17 protein-coding genes and 1 pseudogene are annotated in these 17,336 nt (G+C 42.1%); 12 read left to right on the top strand and 6 right to left on the bottom strand.

Features of this window, described 5'->3' with window-relative positions; genetic code table 11:
* Nucleotides 1-127: 127 nt before the first annotated feature.
* Nucleotides 128-1,060, bottom strand: coding sequence for a glycosyltransferase family 2 protein (locus OSCI_RS20915; protein ID WP_026103789.1), 933 nt, complete (start codon nucleotides 1,058-1,060; stop codon nucleotides 128-130).
* A gap of 160 nt (nucleotides 1,061-1,220) precedes the next feature.
* On the opposite strand from OSCI_RS20915, the gene OSCI_RS20910 reads away from it, so the two are divergent.
* Nucleotides 1,221-2,423: an argininosuccinate synthase gene (locus tag OSCI_RS20910; protein ID WP_007357126.1), complete on the top strand. Its 1,203-nt coding sequence runs from the start codon at nucleotides 1,221-1,223 to the stop codon at nucleotides 2,421-2,423.
* A 216-nt stretch (nucleotides 2,424-2,639) separates the two neighbouring features.
* Nucleotides 2,640-2,873: a nitrate/nitrite transporter NrtS gene (gene nrtS, locus OSCI_RS28695; RefSeq protein ID WP_007357125.1), complete on the top strand. Its 234-nt coding sequence runs from the start codon at nucleotides 2,640-2,642 to the stop codon at nucleotides 2,871-2,873.
* A gap of 47 nt (nucleotides 2,874-2,920) precedes the next feature.
* Here the strand turns inward: nrtS and OSCI_RS20905 are convergent, their stop codons facing one another.
* Together OSCI_RS20905 and OSCI_RS20900 are read right to left on the bottom strand one after the other, a co-directional pair.
* On the bottom strand, nucleotides 2,921-3,295 hold the full coding sequence (locus tag OSCI_RS20905) for a hypothetical protein (protein ID WP_234708786.1): 375 nt from the start codon (nucleotides 3,293-3,295) through the stop codon (nucleotides 2,921-2,923).
* 186 nt (nucleotides 3,296-3,481) lie between these two features.
* A complete protein-coding gene (locus OSCI_RS20900) occupies nucleotides 3,482-4,591 on the bottom strand; it encodes a VWA domain-containing protein (protein WP_007357123.1) in 1,110 nt (369 codons plus the stop codon).
* Between the two features lie 291 nt (nucleotides 4,592-4,882).
* Here OSCI_RS20900 and OSCI_RS20895 point away from each other — a divergent pair, with 291 nt between their 5' ends.
* Nucleotides 4,883-5,665, top strand: a complete 783-nt coding sequence (locus OSCI_RS20895) for an ABC transporter permease (RefSeq protein WP_007357122.1) — start codon at nucleotides 4,883-4,885, stop codon at nucleotides 5,663-5,665.
* Nucleotides 5,666-6,019: 354 nt separating this feature from the next.
* Here the strand turns inward: OSCI_RS20895 and OSCI_RS20885 are convergent.
* Nucleotides 6,020-6,737: pseudogene (locus tag OSCI_RS20885) on the bottom strand (transposase domain-containing protein).
* Between the two features lie 460 nt (nucleotides 6,738-7,197).
* A complete protein-coding gene (locus OSCI_RS20875) occupies nucleotides 7,198-7,707 on the bottom strand; it encodes a pentapeptide repeat-containing protein (protein ID WP_007357118.1) in 510 nt (169 codons plus the stop codon).
* 14 nt (nucleotides 7,708-7,721) lie between these two features.
* On the opposite strand from OSCI_RS20875, the gene OSCI_RS20870 reads away from it, so the two are divergent.
* On the top strand, nucleotides 7,722-8,336 hold the full coding sequence (locus tag OSCI_RS20870) for a YraN family protein (RefSeq protein ID WP_007357117.1): 615 nt from the start codon (nucleotides 7,722-7,724) through the stop codon (nucleotides 8,334-8,336).
* A gap of 45 nt (nucleotides 8,337-8,381) precedes the next feature.
* Here OSCI_RS20870 and OSCI_RS20865 read toward each other — a convergent pair whose 3' ends face one another.
* On the bottom strand, nucleotides 8,382-8,771 hold the full coding sequence (locus OSCI_RS20865; protein WP_007357116.1) for a hypothetical protein: 390 nt from the start codon (nucleotides 8,769-8,771) through the stop codon (nucleotides 8,382-8,384).
* A 149-nt stretch (nucleotides 8,772-8,920) separates the two neighbouring features.
* On the opposite strand from OSCI_RS20865, the gene queA reads away from it, so the two are divergent.
* The 8 genes from queA to OSCI_RS20830 all read left to right on the top strand — a co-directional run bounded on the left by queA (nucleotide 8,921) and on the right by OSCI_RS20830 (nucleotide 17,321).
* Nucleotides 8,921-10,030 (top strand): tRNA preQ1(34) S-adenosylmethionine ribosyltransferase-isomerase QueA, encoded by a 1,110-nt coding sequence (gene queA, locus OSCI_RS20860; RefSeq protein WP_007357115.1) that lies wholly within the window; start codon nucleotides 8,921-8,923, stop codon nucleotides 10,028-10,030.
* A 550-nt stretch (nucleotides 10,031-10,580) separates the two neighbouring features.
* Complete coding sequence (locus OSCI_RS20855; RefSeq protein ID WP_007357114.1) at nucleotides 10,581-11,732, top strand: DUF262 domain-containing protein; 1,152 nt, start codon at nucleotides 10,581-10,583, stop codon at nucleotides 11,730-11,732.
* Nucleotides 11,729-12,883, top strand: coding sequence for an AAA family ATPase (locus OSCI_RS20850; protein WP_007357113.1), 1,155 nt, complete (start codon nucleotides 11,729-11,731; stop codon nucleotides 12,881-12,883). The genes OSCI_RS20855 and OSCI_RS20850 overlap by 4 nt, the downstream gene beginning before the upstream one ends.
* A gap of 3 nt (nucleotides 12,884-12,886) precedes the next feature.
* On the top strand, nucleotides 12,887-13,525 hold the full coding sequence (locus OSCI_RS20845; RefSeq protein ID WP_019486939.1) for a hypothetical protein: 639 nt from the start codon (nucleotides 12,887-12,889) through the stop codon (nucleotides 13,523-13,525).
* A 45-nt stretch (nucleotides 13,526-13,570) separates the two neighbouring features.
* A complete protein-coding gene (locus OSCI_RS31110) occupies nucleotides 13,571-13,864 on the top strand; it encodes a hypothetical protein (protein WP_202796246.1) in 294 nt (97 codons plus the stop codon).
* Between the two features lie 109 nt (nucleotides 13,865-13,973).
* Entirely contained in the window at nucleotides 13,974-15,407 is a 1,434-nt protein-coding gene (locus OSCI_RS20840; protein WP_007357112.1) for a carotenoid oxygenase family protein, read from the top strand.
* A 571-nt stretch (nucleotides 15,408-15,978) separates the two neighbouring features.
* Nucleotides 15,979-16,818 (top strand): SDR family NAD(P)-dependent oxidoreductase, encoded by an 840-nt coding sequence (locus tag OSCI_RS20835; RefSeq protein ID WP_007357111.1) that lies wholly within the window; start codon nucleotides 15,979-15,981, stop codon nucleotides 16,816-16,818.
* A 230-nt stretch (nucleotides 16,819-17,048) separates the two neighbouring features.
* Entirely contained in the window at nucleotides 17,049-17,321 is a 273-nt protein-coding gene (locus OSCI_RS20830) for a hypothetical protein (RefSeq protein ID WP_007357110.1), read from the top strand.
* Nucleotides 17,322-17,336: the final 15 nt, after the last annotated feature.

Raw genomic sequence — 17,336 nt, 5'->3', positions numbered from 1 at the left:
TCCACCTAATAGACATCTCCAATAAACCTTGTGGAACGGGGCTTTTTGTGAGATGTCTAATTAAACGTAAGAACCGGATGGCTAAAACCTAGCTATATAAGCATTCTTCATTCTTCCTTCTACACAGTTAACGGTTAACCATTGACAATTCAGTATATGCAGCATACACGGCTTTGACATTATACCAATTGAGAAATATCCGGGCAATTTCTAATGCTAACTGCGACTTACCTTGAGCGATTAGCCATTGCAAAAAACCAGCCATTGTCTTCTCATTCAGACTCCCACCCAGAGAAAGGATACCCCAAAGTACGCGATGTAACCACGTCATTTGAATCATCATCCGCACTTCCCAAGTGGGATGTTTTTGATAAAACAAAACCCCCATTCTTCCCCGTTGAATTTCGCGATCGATCATCGATGGAATTTGGTCTAAAGCAAAAGGTGGATGCCAATGATATCCCATAGCAGCGGGACATTTAATCAGTTTTAAACCTAATTTTTTCAGACGGACACCTAACTCTAAATCTTCCCATCCGTAAAGTTGAAAGCGGGTATCAAATAAGCCAGCTTCTATTAGCCAGTGACGCGCGATCGCGACATTTCCAGTCGCAAAGTAAGCGGCAGAAAAATCCGTAATCTTGTAAGGTTCAGCCGTAGGATTCTCAAAGTTGCAGGTATTAATGACGCTACCGTAAGTAAAAGCCAGATCGCTTTCCTTATAACCTTCAATCAAAGCCTCTGCATGAGCTTGTAGAAAATGCTCGGTTACTACTAAATCGCTATCAATAAAAATAATTGTATCGCCCTGAGCTTGCTCAACTCCCAAATTCCTAGCTGCTGCTGGGCCTTGATGACTTTGGGAAAGCGCTCGCACATGAGGTAACTTGTCTGCATTAGCCGCTAACCATTCCAGCGTACCATCCGTAGAACCATCATCCACTACGATCGCCTCATAGCCGCTGACAATATCCCCGAAATTCTGGCATTCTAAGGCTAAAAGACACTTCTGCAAAATCGGTTTACGATTATACGTCGGAATCACTACACTGAAAAACACGGCTCTCTCCCATCGCGACATACATCTCCAGTATCCTATCCGCAGTCACCCCGAACAAGCAAATATTGGCAACAAGCATAAATCTGTGCGATCGCTAACAAGATAAGGGTGAAATTAGGTACATAATAAAACGTCTGTTATTTTCAGGACGTAAATACCAATGGGTCGTGCTACCAAAGTTGTACTAGCATATTCTGGCGGAGTTGATACCTCCGTCTGCATTCCTTACCTCAAAAACGAGTGGGGTGTCGAAGAAGTAATCACTCTGGCGGCGGATTTGGGACAAGGAGACGAATTAGAACCCATCCGTAAAAAAGCCTTAGCATCAGGCGCGTCGATATCCCTTGTCATCGATGGGACAGAGAGTTTTGTCAAAGATTGCGCCTTTCCCGCCATTCAAGCTAACGCCCTTTATGAGAATCGCTATCCCCTTTCCACAGCCCTAGCTCGTCCGCTAATTGCTAAGATGTTGGTAGATGCTGCGGAAAAATATGGTGCGGATGCGATCGCGCACGGTTGTACTGGTAAAGGCAACGATCAGGTACGATTTGACGTATCTATCGGCGCACTCAATCCTAACATCAAAATTCTAGCACCAGCGCGGGAATGGAAGATGAGCCGCGAGGAAACCATCGCTTACGGCGAAAAATTTGGCATCCCTTCCCCTGTGAAAAAGTCTTCACCTTATAGCCTGGATCGTAACTTATTAGGGATGGCGATCGAAGCCGGAATCCTCGAAGATCCTTGGGAAGAACCGCCGGAAGATATTTATTTAATGACGAAGGCGATCGCAGATACACCTAACGAACCCGAATATATTGAAATCGGATTTGAAAAAGGCATTCCTGTCACTCTTAACGGTAACGCTGTCTCACCAGTTGCTTTAGTTCAACAATTAAATCAAATTGTTGGTAATCACGGTGTCGGCCGCATTGACATGGTAGAAAATCGCCTAATTGGAATTAAATCTCGCGAAATTTACGAAACACCAGCGCTTTCTGTTTTAATTCAAGCACACCGAGATTTAGAGAGTTTGACCTTAACCGCAGATGTCACTCATTATAAGCGTGGCATTGAAGAAACCTACAGCCAAATCATTTATAATGGTCAGTGGTATAGCCCGCTGAAAGCTGCTTTAGATGCCTTTGTTTTGAAGACACAAGAACGAGTAACTGGTGTCGTTCGCGTTAAACTTTTTAAAGGGAATGCCACAGTTGTCGGGCGGAAATCTGAGAATTCTCTCTATAGTTTCGACTTAGCAACTTACGGATCGGATGACCAATTCGATCACAAAGCTGCTGAAGGCTTTATCTATGTTTGGGGATTACCTACTCGCGTTTGGTCGCAAAAGGGTAGAAGCTAAATTGTAGCACGAATTTGCCAGGGAATCAATTCCCTGGCATTAAGTGAAAGTCGGTTTCAATTAACATCTTGTACCATTACCAAAATCTTGTAGGGGCGGGTTCGCCAAAAGCTTTATCATGTTTAGCAAAGGCTGAAAAACCCGCCCCCACCCGGCGACAATTCCTATCTTGATATGGGTAAAAGATATCAATTTCTCCCTTCGGCTATAAAAGTAATGAAGAAATTTATCAAGGGATATTTTATCAGTTTATTTAATCCTCAACTTGCACCTACAGCATTGAAAGTTGCCTTATTTATTGGTACAATTCTATTAATAATTAATCACGGTTATGCTTTGTTTCGAGGACAAATGACCAGCGATCGCTGGATATCTGTGTTGCTGACATATTGTATGCCTTATCTAGTTAATATACACGGTCAATATATCAGTAACTCACGAAAAAAATGAGATGCACCTAGTAATTAAAGACTCTACAAGCTGTTTGGCAATAACTTCTAATTGCCGATTACAGATTCATTTAAAATGACCCGATCGTTCTGTATCACCTGTAACCGATAGCGATTAATTGAGTAGGTGACATCATTGTTGGTTGCGTAGTAAGTCCCGTCATCCCCACTTGTGACATTCATTACATTGACTTGGCTACCATCTTTTCCTACGCCTCGGTAAAAGAAGGAACCATCTCCTGTCTCACAAATGTACACAAAAAAGTTATTAGTTTCGTAAGATTCTACCACTGAAGCCCTGGGACAACCTTCGACTTGTGCAACTTGGATAGGCTGATTCGCAGCGCTAGCTGCGAGTGAGAGTGAGGGAGTTAATAACCCAAAAGTTGTCACACAAATCAGCGAGAATTTGAATCCATTCATAGGCTTAACCTGAGATGTTTTCAGCATGAAATTCCTGCCAAGTATTGAACTAATACTAGCTTAAACAATTTTTTCCTGATGTCAAGATAAATCAGGAAAAATTCCTCAACAAAATTCCTAATTCTTTAGTCCGCGTAGGCGGACTTTGTTTGTGTAGATGCGATTTTAATCGCCCAATAATAAATGCTACTGAAGCTTAAATCCTTTAGCTGCTAATTGTTGACGGAGACTTTGAATAATTACATAATCAAGAGTATTATCTCCCCCATTAGGATTAACTTGACGTTGTTTAGCAACATATTCCTCACGTTGTCGAGATAAGTCACGAATACTAGCTTGAATTCTCTCTCTTTCAGCTTTCTTGGCCGCTACATACTCGCGCTTTTGTCCTAAAGTCATACCCCGCATCACTGGCGGTAAAGCATCATTTGATAATCGCTCAAGAGTGACAATTCCTCGATCGAGAGCATCAATTAAATCCCAAGAAGCATTGCTATAATAGTCAGAAACTTTTGAGCTACTACGGAGTGCTAAATTTTCACCAGCGTTACTATCTTCCATCGCCTGACGTTGTTGACCAACTGCTCCTTCTCTACCATAGGGAATGTAGGTTTGATTGAGTTGATCGTTCAACTTAGTAATTTGGTCATCGTAAGGAGACTTGATAACTTCAATCTTTCTGTCTTGGTTAATATTGAAGTGACTACCTTGTGCTAAAATAGCTCCTGAAGCCCAAAGTTGTCGCTCTTGACTTTCTGCTGAACCACAATAGATAGTGTTAACTAAAACATTTTCCCCAGTAGCAAGAGTAACAGATTCTCGCCAAGGAATCGGGCCTTGATCGAAGGGTTCGTTACCCGCAATAAAAACAACGCGAAAATCTGCTGGATCTTTACTCCAGTTTAATTCTTTAAGAGCGGAACGGATTACCCAACCAGCATATTCTTGACCGCCGTTAGTTTTGATGCTGAATAGCTTTTCGGATACTAAATCTAATTCGGGAGTAAAGCCAGTTAGCAGTCTGACAAAACCTTCTTGGGAAGGTAAATTGTCATTACCATAATGATAGAGTGCAACTTCTAACTCTGGCACTTCGCCATCTTTAGTTACTTTAGTTAAGGCATTAACAACTTGCCAAATTTGCGTGCGAGTTTGCTCAATCAGTCCATCCATGCTATTACTAGAATCTAGGAGAATAGCCATCTGAATTTTAGCTTTGGCAAAGGCTTGGCTGGGGAAACATAACAGACTCAAGGTAAGCGTGGTAGAGAATAAAATTCGAGTTAGTTTCTGCATAGGTTTTCGGGTTTCATCTATCAAACAGTATTGTCGGCAAATCTAGCTTAAATTTAGCCGATGAGTTTTTCCGTTACCATAAATGTAACAATAAGTAAAAATGATGTTTGCGATCGCGCTAGCTACTGGTAGTAACACCTATACGTAGTTGATGCTGCGGTATAATATGGCTTAAAGGCTTGTTCCGTAACGCCGCCCTCTGGGCGGTGACTTTACCACCCAGAGGGCGGCGCTACAAATTATCTGTAACTATTTATCAATTGACAAGAGCATCTTTATACTCATTAAAATATGCAAAGATATCTTCACGTAATTATATTATTTTGGAGTACCGCGATCGCAGCGGAACTAGAGTATCGCATTAACTTCCTCTTAGCTGCACTCAGTAGCGTTGGAAACCTTGCTGGTAGCCTATTTGGACTGTTTCTCTTCTATCGCACTGGCTACACCTTCGCGGGCTGGAAATGGGAAGAAGCCCTAGTCGTGCTCGGTATATTTACCATCCTCCAAGGCTTTTCCGCCATCTTCCTTGTACCCAACCTTAACCGCATTGTCGATCAAGTTCAACAAGGGACTCTTGATTTTGTACTTCTCAAACCAATTAGTTCCCAGTTTTGGCTATCCGCACGCACAGTTTCCCCTTGGGGAATACCGGATTTAGTATTTGGAATTGTGGTATTAGTCTACTCAGCCAACAAACTAGGAATAGGGCCGATCAATTGTATTTTGAGTATCATACCCTTGGCATTTGGCATGATTAGCCTTTATAGTTTGTGGTTTATGTTAGGGTCGATGACTATTTGGTTTGTTAAAATCTATAATGTTACTGAAGTTCTTAGAGGTTTGTTAGAAGCAGGTAGATATCCGATGGCGGCTTATCCCGCAGCTTACCGTTTCTTTTTTACCTTCGTTGTACCTGTGGCTTTTCTAACTACTGTTCCCGCAGAAACTCTACTCGGTAGAGGAGAAATATTATGGATTTTTGGGGCGGGAGTTTTAGCGATCGCACTTTTTTTAGCCTCTTGTCTCTTCTGGCGATTTGCCTTACGTTTTTATACGAGTGCTTCTAGTTAATGAAGGATTAATCGGGACAATTCTTTAACAAACCCGCTGATATATCACCTCGTGATGATTTTGCTAAGGTCATTCTAAACCATCCTCTAAAGTGATATCCCAAGCTTCTCTTTCTTCAAGTTCCTCTTGCCAATCTTCAGGGCGATCGCGTAGAGTAATATAAGCCAATACGGTTCACTTAAGACTAGGCCGTGCTTAAAATAGTAAAAATAGGAGGATTCATTTTTATTCCAGTATCTCTATGTTGAACTTTTTTGGAGATGAATTTTGAAACAGGCTTTTTCACTACTCTAGGGTTATTTCTCTGCACCCTTTCCGGTAAACTTTGGTCAAGTATCTCCAAAGTTAACCAACTTAAAAAAAGGGAAGTTCTTGTGGTTCTAATCGCTGAAATTTTGGGAGTGCACGACGAATAACTCGTAATGTTCCCGTAAAAGATAGACGTAATGGTGAAATCTCTGCACCCCAAGCTGCTTGACAAATTAATGACCGCACCGCCCAATGTCCTAATAATAGACCATAAATTTCTTGCACTACTTCCTTCGGTCTTTGAGAACGAATATGAATTTTTCGCTCTAAGAGATGTACTTTAAGTTCATCTATCGAATATTAAATGTGTTCCTGCTTCTACTAAAATGACTAATCTTGCTTTTGGAAATGCAGCTCTTGTACCTGGACGACTCCCTGGACGGCCAAAAACTCTGGCATTTTCATCACTGTCTGGGATGTCTAAGCAGGTTCCATCTATCGCTATAATTCTCAATCCATTGAGAAAAGCTCCTACTGTTTCAACCGTAGCCATTGGTTTTACCAACTGATGAAATAACTGTGTCATTACTCCTGCTCCTAATCTTTGTCGGGCTTGAGTAATAGCTGCTTTACATGGGACTTTCCAATATTTACCAGTTTTTAACCATACTTCATTAAGACCATCCATTAGATTTTTTAACACATCCCGCATTGAGTCTTTTGACCACAGGCTCATTGCTATTATTAGACATACTACCAGTTGTGATGGTAGCCCGCGATGCCGTTTTTCCTTAACGTTTGTTTTGAGAATCGCCGCTTCTATTGCTGTTGATGGAATTGCTACCTCTATAGCTTTGAATATCTCCTTACTTTTGAGCTTAGGAGATTCTAATAATAATTTTTTAAAATGCACTGTCCTTGATTTCCTTTTTTGTACATAATACCTAGTTTACCACTTTTTCAGCCTTAAGTGAACCGTATTGGGATATAACCATTTCTGACTTAGGCAATGCCGCGATTTATTGTTCAAAGGAAAGATATCCTTATTCAATAGGGAAAATGCCGAAAATATGACATTTTTATTGCTGACTGCTTCCCAAACTCAGCAGTTCCCTATTTTAATTTTTCTTAATGAAGAGAGATATAGCAGGAGGCAGGAGGTAGAGTTGAGGGAAGATAGGGAACATGGGGAAGGTAGCAATTAGCAATTAGCAATTAGCAATTAGCAATTAGCCATTAGCCATTAGCCAATTACCAATTACCAATTACCAATTACCAATTAACTAATCACAAAACAGAGTTTCGCGAGTGTTCCTACCAGTAACCGGATTAGTTCCTCGCGCCACTTTACACAACTTTTCTACCATATCATCGCGGATGAGGATATCCGTAAAGTCAGCACCGTCAACGATCGCCCGTTCAAACTTGGTATTGTAAGCAAAAGCTCCCTCAAGGATCGCATTAGTTAAATTCACTTTAATCATCCGAGCTAAATCTAAAGTCGCCCCCCTAAGATTAGCGCCCTCAAAATTAGCATCTTCCATATTTGCAGCGAAAAAGCTTACACCCTGCAAATTTGCATTGCTAAAATTACTGTTGCGGAGATTTGCCTTGGTAAATTGCGCGTCAGTGAGATCGCGCCCTGAGAAATCAGCACCGACTAGGGCTTCTCTATTGTAATCTAGAGCCAAGGCCGGTACTGGATTAATAGCAATTGCTACCAAGCTGACAGCGACAAAGAGAACTAAACTGAACAAGAAGGTATAAATATGTTGGCGAATACTAGAAATCATGCAATTGAAAGCTAATGGGAAACAGCGATCTATCAACTTTTGATTTTACTAGAAAGGGTGTCAAGCTAAGCAACGATCTAGAGCATCCTACAACTGCTGCTCCTTCTCGTTTTTCTGGCCTATCCTCAAATGCCAACAATATTGGCAATTTGGGAGAAAACTTAGTAGCGCAGTGGTTGGAGGAACAAGGCTGGGAAATTTTGCATCGGCGTTGGCGGTGTCGCTACGGGGAAATTGATACGATCGCAATCGCACCAGGAGTGGAGGAGAAGGGGTGCAGCGAAAAAAAGGGCAATTACCAATTACCCCTTACCAATCACCCATTACCAACTTTAATCTTTGTAGAAGTTAAAACTCGTCGTCGGAGAAATTGGGATGCTGATGGAATGCTTGCTGTTAATGCCACAAAGCAAGCAAAGCTTTGGCAAACGGCAGAAATATTTTTAAGCGATCGCCCAGAATTGGCAGATTACCCTTGCCGATTTGATGTCGCTCTCGTCTGCTGCGAACCTTCACAATCAAATCATCAGCAAAAATCTAGCTTAACTGTGGCGATCGGTGAACCAGTGATAGTAGGGTCTTGGTGTCTTACTCTGCAAGAGTATATCCAGTCAGCCTTTAGCCATTAAAAATTAAAGGGAATGGGAAATACCACTTTTTAATTTTTAATTTATTTAAGCAAGAGTTTCCGGGCAGTATCCCAGTCCCTTGACAAACTGCTGACGAAAGGCTTCAATTTCTTTGCGATCGGGACTGCCGTGACAAACAACTGCCACTTGGTAACGGCGCATGACGCTCAAAGGTGATTGTCCTGTTTCTAAGCTCCAAAGTGCCATTTGCAGGCGAATTTCTGGCTCGTAAGGTATCCCCAGTTCATTCATAAAAGCTCGGAAGTCTCCGTGCTGCTGAGGCGTTAAGTATTGACTCATTTTTACTTTTACCACCCAACCATCGATCTGATGAATGACAGTGATAAATTGAACCGGTAGGTCTCTGGGGGTTCGGAGGTAATCAACCACTCTCAGGGTGAGACTGGTATTGGCAATGTAGTAGAGGTATTCCATAGCTCTCCTTGAGGTGAGAAGCTGACGCTATACTTCTATATTCGTGGAGTATCGCTTCCAGCGCTAGGGGAGAAGCCCCCGATTTTAGATGGGGGGTTTTACCCAATTTGTTGCTAAGTTTACAGATTTATTTTACAGAGATATACGAAATGACAGAAATTAATTCCTCATTAGACTTGAAATTAGAGGCTTACAACTACGTACTACCTCCCGAACGGATTGCCCAAAATCCAGTTGTACCAAGGGATAGCTCCCGTTTATTGGTAGTGGATTCTCCCCATAGCCACCAGCATTCTATTTTTCGGGAGTTGCCAAACTTTCTCAAGCGGGGAGATTTACTGGTTCTCAATAATACCCGCGTGCTCCCAGCTAGGCTCAAAGGTCGTAAACCTAATGGCTACCCGGTGGAAGCTTTGCTAATGGAAGAGCGAGAACGCAATTGCTGGCTGGCTTTGGTTAAACCGGGAAAACGCTTGAAACCAGGTGCTAGGATCGAGTTTGACCCACTCAATGGGGAAATTCCTAATGGCGATCGCTTGAGTGCGACGGTTCTAGAAAGGGATGAGGCTACTGGGGGGCGGCTGTTGCAGTTTGAAGTGCCTGTGGGAATGTCTCTGGTGCAGTTGTTGCCGGAATATGGTCACATACCGTTACCGCCTTATATTAAGAATTCTCAGGCTTTAGGGGAACAGTATCAGACGATTTATGCTGAGAAATTGGGGGCGATCGCAGCGCCGACTGCTGGGCTACACTTTACTGATGAATTACTTAAGGGATTACAGGAGAAGGGCATTGAGCAAGCTTTTGTGACGCTGCACGTTGGGGTGGGGACTTTTCGACCGGTGGAAGTAGAGGATCTTACTACTCATCAGATGCACAGAGAATGGGTGGAAGTACCCGCGATAACGGTAGACAAAATTCGCCAGACTCAGGCAAATGGCGGCCGAATTATTGCGGTGGGTACGACGGCGGTAAGGGCTCTGGAGGGGGCCGCAGCGGCGGCCCAAAAGCAAAATTTGCCGTCGCTACAAGCTTTTTGCGGACATACGGATTTATTTATTTATCCCGGTTATCGGTGGCAAGTGGTTGAGGGGCTAATTACAAATTTTCACTTACCGCAATCTAGTTTGCTGATGCTGGTCAGTGCGATGATTGGCAGGCAGCGGTTGTTTGAGTTGTATGAGGAGGCGATCGCGCATCAATATCGTTTTTATTCTTTTGGCGATGCGATGTTGATTTTACCAGAAGTTAATTGTTAATTGTATTTATAAATATGGATAGACCCCTATTAGTGAGAGTTTTTTCGACTAGAGTTTTGGATCAATCTAGACTTGTAAAAATCACTCCTTGACCAGCTAAGTAGTCGGACATAAATAAACGTAAGTACGTCATTGCGAGCGAAGCGAAGCAATCGCAAGGACTTGAGGTGGTTTCGCAACCCTCGCAATGGCACTGTTTATTTATGTCCAGGTACTTAAGCGTGATATGAGGAAAGAGATATTCAGTAAAAGCTCAGTCGAAATATCGATGTTAAATGGGAGCATATAGAATTATAAAACTTCTTCATTTCGGACTCAGTTTAACTAGAATAAAACCTGGGTTTAAAGATAAAATAGTATAGTAATAAAAAAACTGTTGCAAGTTTGTCTCACTTTTGGTAAAATAAGTAGCTTAGCCCTGTTCTTCATTATATCTGACAATTCATCAAGTTATTGATTTTTCATTTCTCTGTTAGGATCAAAACGTCATCCAAGTTTTATTAGGGCAATGCAAAATCGCAATAAATGTTAACAGAAAGGAGTATTACCTATGGTAAATCAGCCAGAACTAGAACAGCAAGTATCCAACCAAGATTCGATTGATGAGTTAAGTCTTAATCAAGAAGAAGATAACAATGATGAACTTTATGAAAAAGACAAATTGATATATGATCCTGATGAAATTAATATTTCCACCAGAGAACCAACTATTGAGCAACTCCTAAGAAGAATCGATGAGGAAGCTCTTGATTTAGCACCCGACTTTCAGCGCCATGCAAATATCTGGAAAGATGAGGCTAAAAGCAGACTGATTGAGTCGATTTTGATTCGGATTCCATTACCAGCTTTTTATATAGATGCAACGGATGAAGATAAGTGGTTAGTTGTGGATGGATTGCAGCGCTTATCTGCTCTCAAGCAATTTATGAGCGATAAAAAACTTAAGTTATGTGGACTAGAATACTTAACCAATTTTGAAGGCAAAACTTATGATGAAATAGAACGCCGATACCAACGTCGGATTCAAGAAACTCAAGTTACAGTTTATTTGATTGAAAAAGGTACGCCTCCTGAAGTTAAATATAATATTTTCAAACGTATTAATACAGGTGGACTGCCGATGTCTCCTCAAGAACTACGCCATGCTCTTAACCCCGGTAAGGCAACAAAGTTTTTAGCTCAACTTGCGACATCTGATGAATTCCTGAAAGTTACTAATTTGAGTAAGTTACGTAAAATGCGAATGGACGATCGGGAATTCATACTCGGTTTTTTAGCTTTTAGGCTTACATCTTATAAAGATTATCACTCTGAGAAAAGAAATTTGTTTTTGAGTAAAGCATTATCGAAAGTTAATAATATGTCCGAATGGGAATTACAAGAAATTAAAAATGATTTTAAAAAAGCGATGGTTGCAGCATGGGAAATATTTGGAAAATATGCCTTCCGTAAAATATCCCAAAATCAGACAAAAATGTTTCCAATTAATAAAGCATTGTTTGAGGTTTGGTCAGTTAATCTCAGTTTACTTAGCAACGAGGAAATTGATATAGTGAAGCAGCACAAGGAGCAATTGATTGAAAAATTTAGAAGTCATGTAGATCGCGATCGAGATTTTAATGCTTCTATCTCTCAGGCAGCGGAAAAAATCGAGTACAGATTTAGGATAATTGAAAAAATAATTCATGAGGTTTTGGCATGATTACTTCGCTGAAGTTGCTAAATTTTAAACCTTTTGCAGAGCTGTCATTGGACTTCAAAAAACTCACGTTATTTTCCGGTTTAAACAGCACTGGCAAATCTTCTGTTATGCAATCACTCCTGCTGTTACGACAATCTTATCAACAGGGTTTACTCCCAGAAAAAGGGTTGGCACTTAATGGGGACTTAGTTAAGATTGGGACTGCTAAAGATGCACTGTTTGAAGGAGCAGAAGAGGAATTAATTGGTTTTGATATTGTTTGGGAAAACAACAGCAAGGGGGTATGGCGTTTCAAATATGACAAAGAGGTAGATGTGTTGAATATTGACTCGGAACCAGTTAGCTCAGAAGTGTATAAATCGAATCTTTTTGGTAATAATTTTCACTACCTTCAGGCAGAGCGGATCGGGCCGCGTTCATTTAATGAAATGTCGGATTACCAAGTACGACAACTTGGTCAATTGGGTATCAAAGGTGAGTATGCTGCTCATTTTCTGGCTATTAATGGACGGAAAGTTATTCCTAATAACAGTCTCAGTTATCCAGAGATAAAATCAAAGACTCAAAGAGAAAAAGAACAATCTACTGCAAAATCAATGGATTTAATCGACCAAGTTGAGGCGTGGATGGGAGAAGTAAGTCCCGGTACGCGCCTCAAAATTGACACAAAATCTGATGTTGATTTAATGAGTTTTCAATATTCCTATGGAGATAGCAATCCTTACCGTGCAACTAATGTGGGATTTGGAATTAGCTATACTTTACCGATTATTGTAGCGGCACTTACATCAACACCTGGTACAATAATTTTAATTGAAAATCCTGAAGCGCATCTCCATCCTAAAGGACAAGTTAAGATGGGTCAATTATTAGCTTTAGCTGCTAGTGGTGGCGTTCAAGTTGTGATAGAAACTCACAGCGATCATGTTTTAAATGGGATTCGCCTTGCGGTTCACGGAGGCAAACTTGCCCCCAAAGATGTTCGTTTGCATTACTTCCAGCGTCAAAATAAAGAAGGACAAGCTGTGACGGATGTAGTATCTCCTAAAATCGATAGAAACGGACGAATTGATCGCTGGCCGGATGGTTTTTTTGATGAGTGGGATAATAGCTTGGAGATTTTGTTAGAACCTGCGGTGGAAGGAGAATAAGCGATGGATTTGGAGATGGTGTTTAATGAACTGTCCGCGCGAACTCTTGCTCCTGATATTTTTACCGCACGACAATGGATGTCAGAATTGATTAGTATAATGCGTGAAGCTAAACGCTGTGGACTGAAGGGAATCCGCATTCAAGCAGATTTTTATGTTCTGATTCTTACAGAAAATTATACTCTTTCTCATTGGCGTAATGATAATACAGTGAATAGAGAAGAGCGGACTTTTCTGAGAACTCTGGCAACTAAGACTCCTTTATCAGTTGATATTCCTGATGTAAAGATTAAAATAAAAGTTGAAGATTTGGATTGTGAGTTTAGTTTACAGGGTACTCAAGCAGAAGGCTTTAAAGTTGCTTACTACCTTGAAACATTAGCAATTAGTCTGAATTCAGAATCGCTCTGGAATAACAGTCTCATCAACTTAGAACTAATACAAATTGATGAGGAAGAGAACCTAATAGAAGAAAGTGTAGAGGTTATTCACGCTAGTCAGAAAAACCACGTTCTCGAACACGCTGATTGGATTGAGAAGCGTCTCCAACCAGATCGGCTTAACGGGAGGGAACTTTGGAATCGTAGAGATGAAATTTTCCCTAATCTGCAATTTTGCGATGCTGGTAATAAACAGTTGTAGAAACTCCGTACCGGAGACGAAAGGTTAAAACTCGTTTTGGAGATTTTGTATGAACTTGAGAATTGTGCTAAGAATTGGGAAACGGGGTATTTTAACCTAGAGGGTACTTCTCTTGATGTGTCTGGAGAAAGTGAACAAACTCTTAAGAATAAAAAATACCGTAAAGCACGAACTTTCCTTTGCCCTGATGGTAAGGAACGTCTATTTGAGAAACACGCCAAAGAGAGACAGTTTAATTGGCGAATTTACTTCTTTCCAGAAGTGTCAAAAGTAGGTATGCGAAAGGTAATTATCGGTTATGTTGGTACTCACCTTCCCAGTGTGGAATATCCTACATAATCTTAACTAAGAAATGAAGAAAAATTAGTTGCAAGTTTATCTCATTTTTGGTAATAAGCAACTATTGCTGTTCTTGATTATATCTGACAATTCATCAAGTTATTAATTTATGATTCTTAATCAAGTCTCAACAAAAAAAGCCTGGGCAAAAGCCATTATCAATCCCGCCAAAGAGTTTCCCTCGACTCAGTTACAAGTCCTCAGCGGTAAAATCCCAGAAGGATTGCGCGGTACTTTGTATCGCAATGGCCCTGGAAGATTGGAACGGGGGGGCGATCGCGCGGGACATTGGTTTGATGGTGACGGGGCAATTCTGGCTGTACATTTTCGCGAACCCAACGCAACCGCCCTCTACCGTTACGTCCAAACTGCCGGATATCAAGCCGAAACAGCAGCCGGCAAATTTCTTTACAGCAACTACGGGATGACTGCACCCGGCCCTCTGTGGCAACGATGGGGCAAACCAGTCAAAAATGCCGCTAACACTTCTGTACTCGCCCTTCCAGATAAACTCTTAGCTTTGTGGGAAGGCGCGAACCCCCACGCCCTCGACCTCGAAAACTTGGAAACTAGGGGACTGGACAATCTTGGCGGCCTTGATGATGGGCTTCCCTATTCTGCCCATTGCAAACGAGATCCCGATACTGGCTATATTTTTAACTTTGGCATTAGCGCTGGTGCCCAGGGTAAGCTCAATCTTTATAAAAGCGACCCTACGGGCAAAATCGTCCAAAAAACAACTTTTCTCCTAGATGGCATTCCGGCGATTCACGATTTTGTCATGGCTGGGCCTTATTTAGTGTTTTTCGTCTCACCCCTGCGCCTCAATCCCTGGCCGCTGTTGGCTGGATTAAGCTGCTACAGCGAATCCTTTGAGTGGAAACCCCAGTTAGGTACGCAAATTTTAGTGTTCGATCGCGAAACTCTCTCCCTAGTAAGTCGCGGTGAAACCGATTCTTGCTTTCAATGGCATTTCGCTAACGGTTGGGTAGACTCAACTGGTTCAATAATTATCGATTTTGCCCGTTATCCCGACTTTGTAACCAACCAATATCTTAAGGAAGTCGCCAGCGGACAAACCAAAACTTTTGCTAAAGCGACTCTCTGGCAAGTACGCCTGGAACCGCAAACCGCCAAAGTGCAGCAGGCGGAGGAAGTTTTGAACAGACATTGCGAGTTTCCGATTGTGTCCCCGTCGGAAGTGGGTCAACTGTCCCGCTACACTTATCTATCGGTACAACGGGAAGGCGTGGATATTAGTCAAGAAATGTTCGGCGCGATCGCCCGTTTTGACTCTCACACCGGCACCCTTACCTGCGCTGACTTCGGTGAAAACCGTTATCCTAGCGAACCCATCTACGCGCCAGATCCCAGCGATCGCGATCGCGGTTGGATTTTAACTCTTGTCTACGATGGCAATTCTGACACCAGCGAAGTCTGGATCTTTGACAGTGCAGGCATTGCAGGCGAACCAGTTTGTAGATTGGCATTGCCCAGCGTCGTGCCTATGGGCTTTCACGGGACTTGGAAACCCGCAATCTGAACGTATTGTAAAGAAATGTAACGGGAAATTTATTAAAAATTGTTGCAACCTGTTGATCCCCAAGTTAAGGTGTGCATATAGCCCAAACTGCGGTAACTCTGAATCGAGGAGGTGTACCATTCATGCCCTACATTGCCCAACACTTCACACTGATTGATTGATTCTTTCTTAGAACATCAATTCAGTAGTGGGGATACACGAAATGGAGATTAATTAACACTTACTTACTGAATCGGTAATCTAGGATTTGAAATCTCAGGAGAGTCTACTTGCATGAGGTTGGTTTCAGAGATTAGTGCGAATCTGCAACCATGATTAAATCAAATTCACAACGCTATCAGGACTAATAAGTAGAAGGTAGAAGGCCGCTATTCTGAAAGCAGAAGGAAAATACTGATGTCACCTGCTTTTCAGTTATCAGTCTTGTACGCTTAACTATTTCCTTCTACTAATCCTGCTCGACACAATCGAACAAGTTCATCTCACCAGATGCCGAAAGTTCTCTATCAACACTATCAAGAAATTCGGCATTGGCTAACTACGCGGTGAGACAAAAAAGGAGAATTAAATGATGAAATTTGAAGGAAAAACAGCCCTGATTACAGGTGCTTCGCGCGGAATTGGGCGGGCGATCGCCATCGAATTAGCCAAACAAGGACTCAAACGGCTGTTGTTAGTGGCCAGGAACCGCCAGCAGTTAGCAGAAGTAGCCGCTGAAATCGAAGTCTTAGGCGTGGAAGTAGTGACTTTGGCGATAGATTTAACAGATTCAGCAGCAGTGAATATTGCGATCGCTCAAGCTTGGCGCGATCGCGGCCCCATTCAACTCTTAGTCAACTGTGCGGGAGTTGCCCACCAAGCCTCTTTTTTACGCTCCCCCATGCCATTAATTCAGGAAGAATTAGCCTTGAATTTAATGGGTACATACACCATCACTAGCCTCATAGCTCGGCGAATGGCAACCCAAAAAGAGGGAACAATTGTTAATGTTTCTAGCTTGATGGGTAAATTTGCCGCTCCCACAATGGCAACTTATTCTGCTACGAAATTCGCAATTTTGGGATTCACCCAAGCTTTACGCAGCGAGTTAGCACCTTACAATATTCAAGTGACAGCTTTACTGCCATCTCTGACAGATACTGACATGGTGCGAGACTTCCATCAATTTCGCTGGGTAGTGCCAATGACTGCCGAAAAAGTTGCCCAAGCATTGATTGTAGGACTAGAAAAAGATTCCCCAGAAATCTTGGTCGGATGGCAAAGTCATGTAGCCGTGTGGTGCCACCGAATTGCCCCTTGGTTGATGGAATTGGTTTTGAAAATGGCAACTCCGCAGTTGCAAACTAAGCAGTTGCAAACTAAACCAAATCCCAGCCAAAAATTGCGGGAGGCTTTGGCTGGATCGCGATAATTTATTTGTTAATAGTTAACTGTTAACTGTTAACAAAGAGTTGTCTAATTATTGCAGGGGAATCCCCCGTGTTGCCCCGATTTTTTGAGGTTAGCACGGGGGTTGACCCCTACTTTATTAATAAATTTATATTGATTGTGTTAAATTTGCGGGACAATGAAATAATATAAAATTAAAATTGTTTTTGTCAGCAAGAACATAGATATTGAGCGATCGCACATTCTCCCTATATGAGCAATATACCTCTTGCCCCTCCTCCTGAAACAGCGAACTGGCAATGTCCAGAGTGCGGTGGCACCGGTTCTGTCAATCAGGAAATTTGTCCTGTGTGTCTTGGGGCGAAATGGATTGATAGTCCAGCGGCGGCCAAATGGTTACTGGATTTCATGGAGTCTGAGGGTGGCCGTACTGCTGAGATTGAGCAATTGCGAAAAGAAGAGCCCGATCCTCTAACTTTGGCAGTATGTCTGGGAGTCTGTGCGGCAATTAAGCTAGGGGCGTAGGGGCGTAGGGGCGTA

Source organism: Kamptonema sp. PCC 6506 (assembly GCF_000180455.1).
GTDB classification, from domain to species: domain Bacteria; phylum Cyanobacteriota; class Cyanobacteriia; order Cyanobacteriales; family Microcoleaceae; genus Kamptonema; species Kamptonema formosum.
The sequence above is the reverse complement of the archived record's forward strand: the minus strand, read 5'-3'. Positions and strand labels throughout refer to the sequence as shown.

Coding starts and splice junctions, on each gene's coding strand:
- OSCI_RS20870 (WP_007357117.1), top strand. CDS start 7,722: ATGGGAAACAGCGATCTATCAACTTTTGATTTTACTAGAAAGGGTGTC.
- OSCI_RS20900 (WP_007357123.1), bottom strand. CDS start 4,591: ATGCAGAAACTAACTCGAATTTTATTCTCTACCACGCTTACCTTGAGT.
- OSCI_RS20895 (WP_007357122.1), top strand. CDS start 4,883: ATGCAAAGATATCTTCACGTAATTATATTATTTTGGAGTACCGCGATC.
- OSCI_RS20905 (WP_234708786.1), bottom strand. CDS start 3,295: ATGAATGGATTCAAATTCTCGCTGATTTGTGTGACAACTTTTGGGTTA.
- OSCI_RS20875 (WP_007357118.1), bottom strand. CDS start 7,707: ATGATTTCTAGTATTCGCCAACATATTTATACCTTCTTGTTCAGTTTA.
- nrtS (WP_007357125.1), top strand. CDS start 2,640: ATGAAGAAATTTATCAAGGGATATTTTATCAGTTTATTTAATCCTCAA.
- OSCI_RS20840 (WP_007357112.1), top strand. CDS start 13,974: ATGATTCTTAATCAAGTCTCAACAAAAAAAGCCTGGGCAAAAGCCATT.
- OSCI_RS20865 (WP_007357116.1), bottom strand. CDS start 8,771: ATGGAATACCTCTACTACATTGCCAATACCAGTCTCACCCTGAGAGTG.
- OSCI_RS20910 (WP_007357126.1), top strand. CDS start 1,221: ATGGGTCGTGCTACCAAAGTTGTACTAGCATATTCTGGCGGAGTTGAT.
- OSCI_RS20845 (WP_019486939.1), top strand. CDS start 12,887: ATGGATTTGGAGATGGTGTTTAATGAACTGTCCGCGCGAACTCTTGCT.
- queA (WP_007357115.1), top strand. CDS start 8,921: ATGACAGAAATTAATTCCTCATTAGACTTGAAATTAGAGGCTTACAAC.
- OSCI_RS20850 (WP_007357113.1), top strand. CDS start 11,729: ATGATTACTTCGCTGAAGTTGCTAAATTTTAAACCTTTTGCAGAGCTG.
- OSCI_RS20830 (WP_007357110.1), top strand. CDS start 17,049: ATGAGCAATATACCTCTTGCCCCTCCTCCTGAAACAGCGAACTGGCAA.
- OSCI_RS20835 (WP_007357111.1), top strand. CDS start 15,979: ATGAAATTTGAAGGAAAAACAGCCCTGATTACAGGTGCTTCGCGCGGA.
- OSCI_RS20855 (WP_007357114.1), top strand. CDS start 10,581: ATGGTAAATCAGCCAGAACTAGAACAGCAAGTATCCAACCAAGATTCG.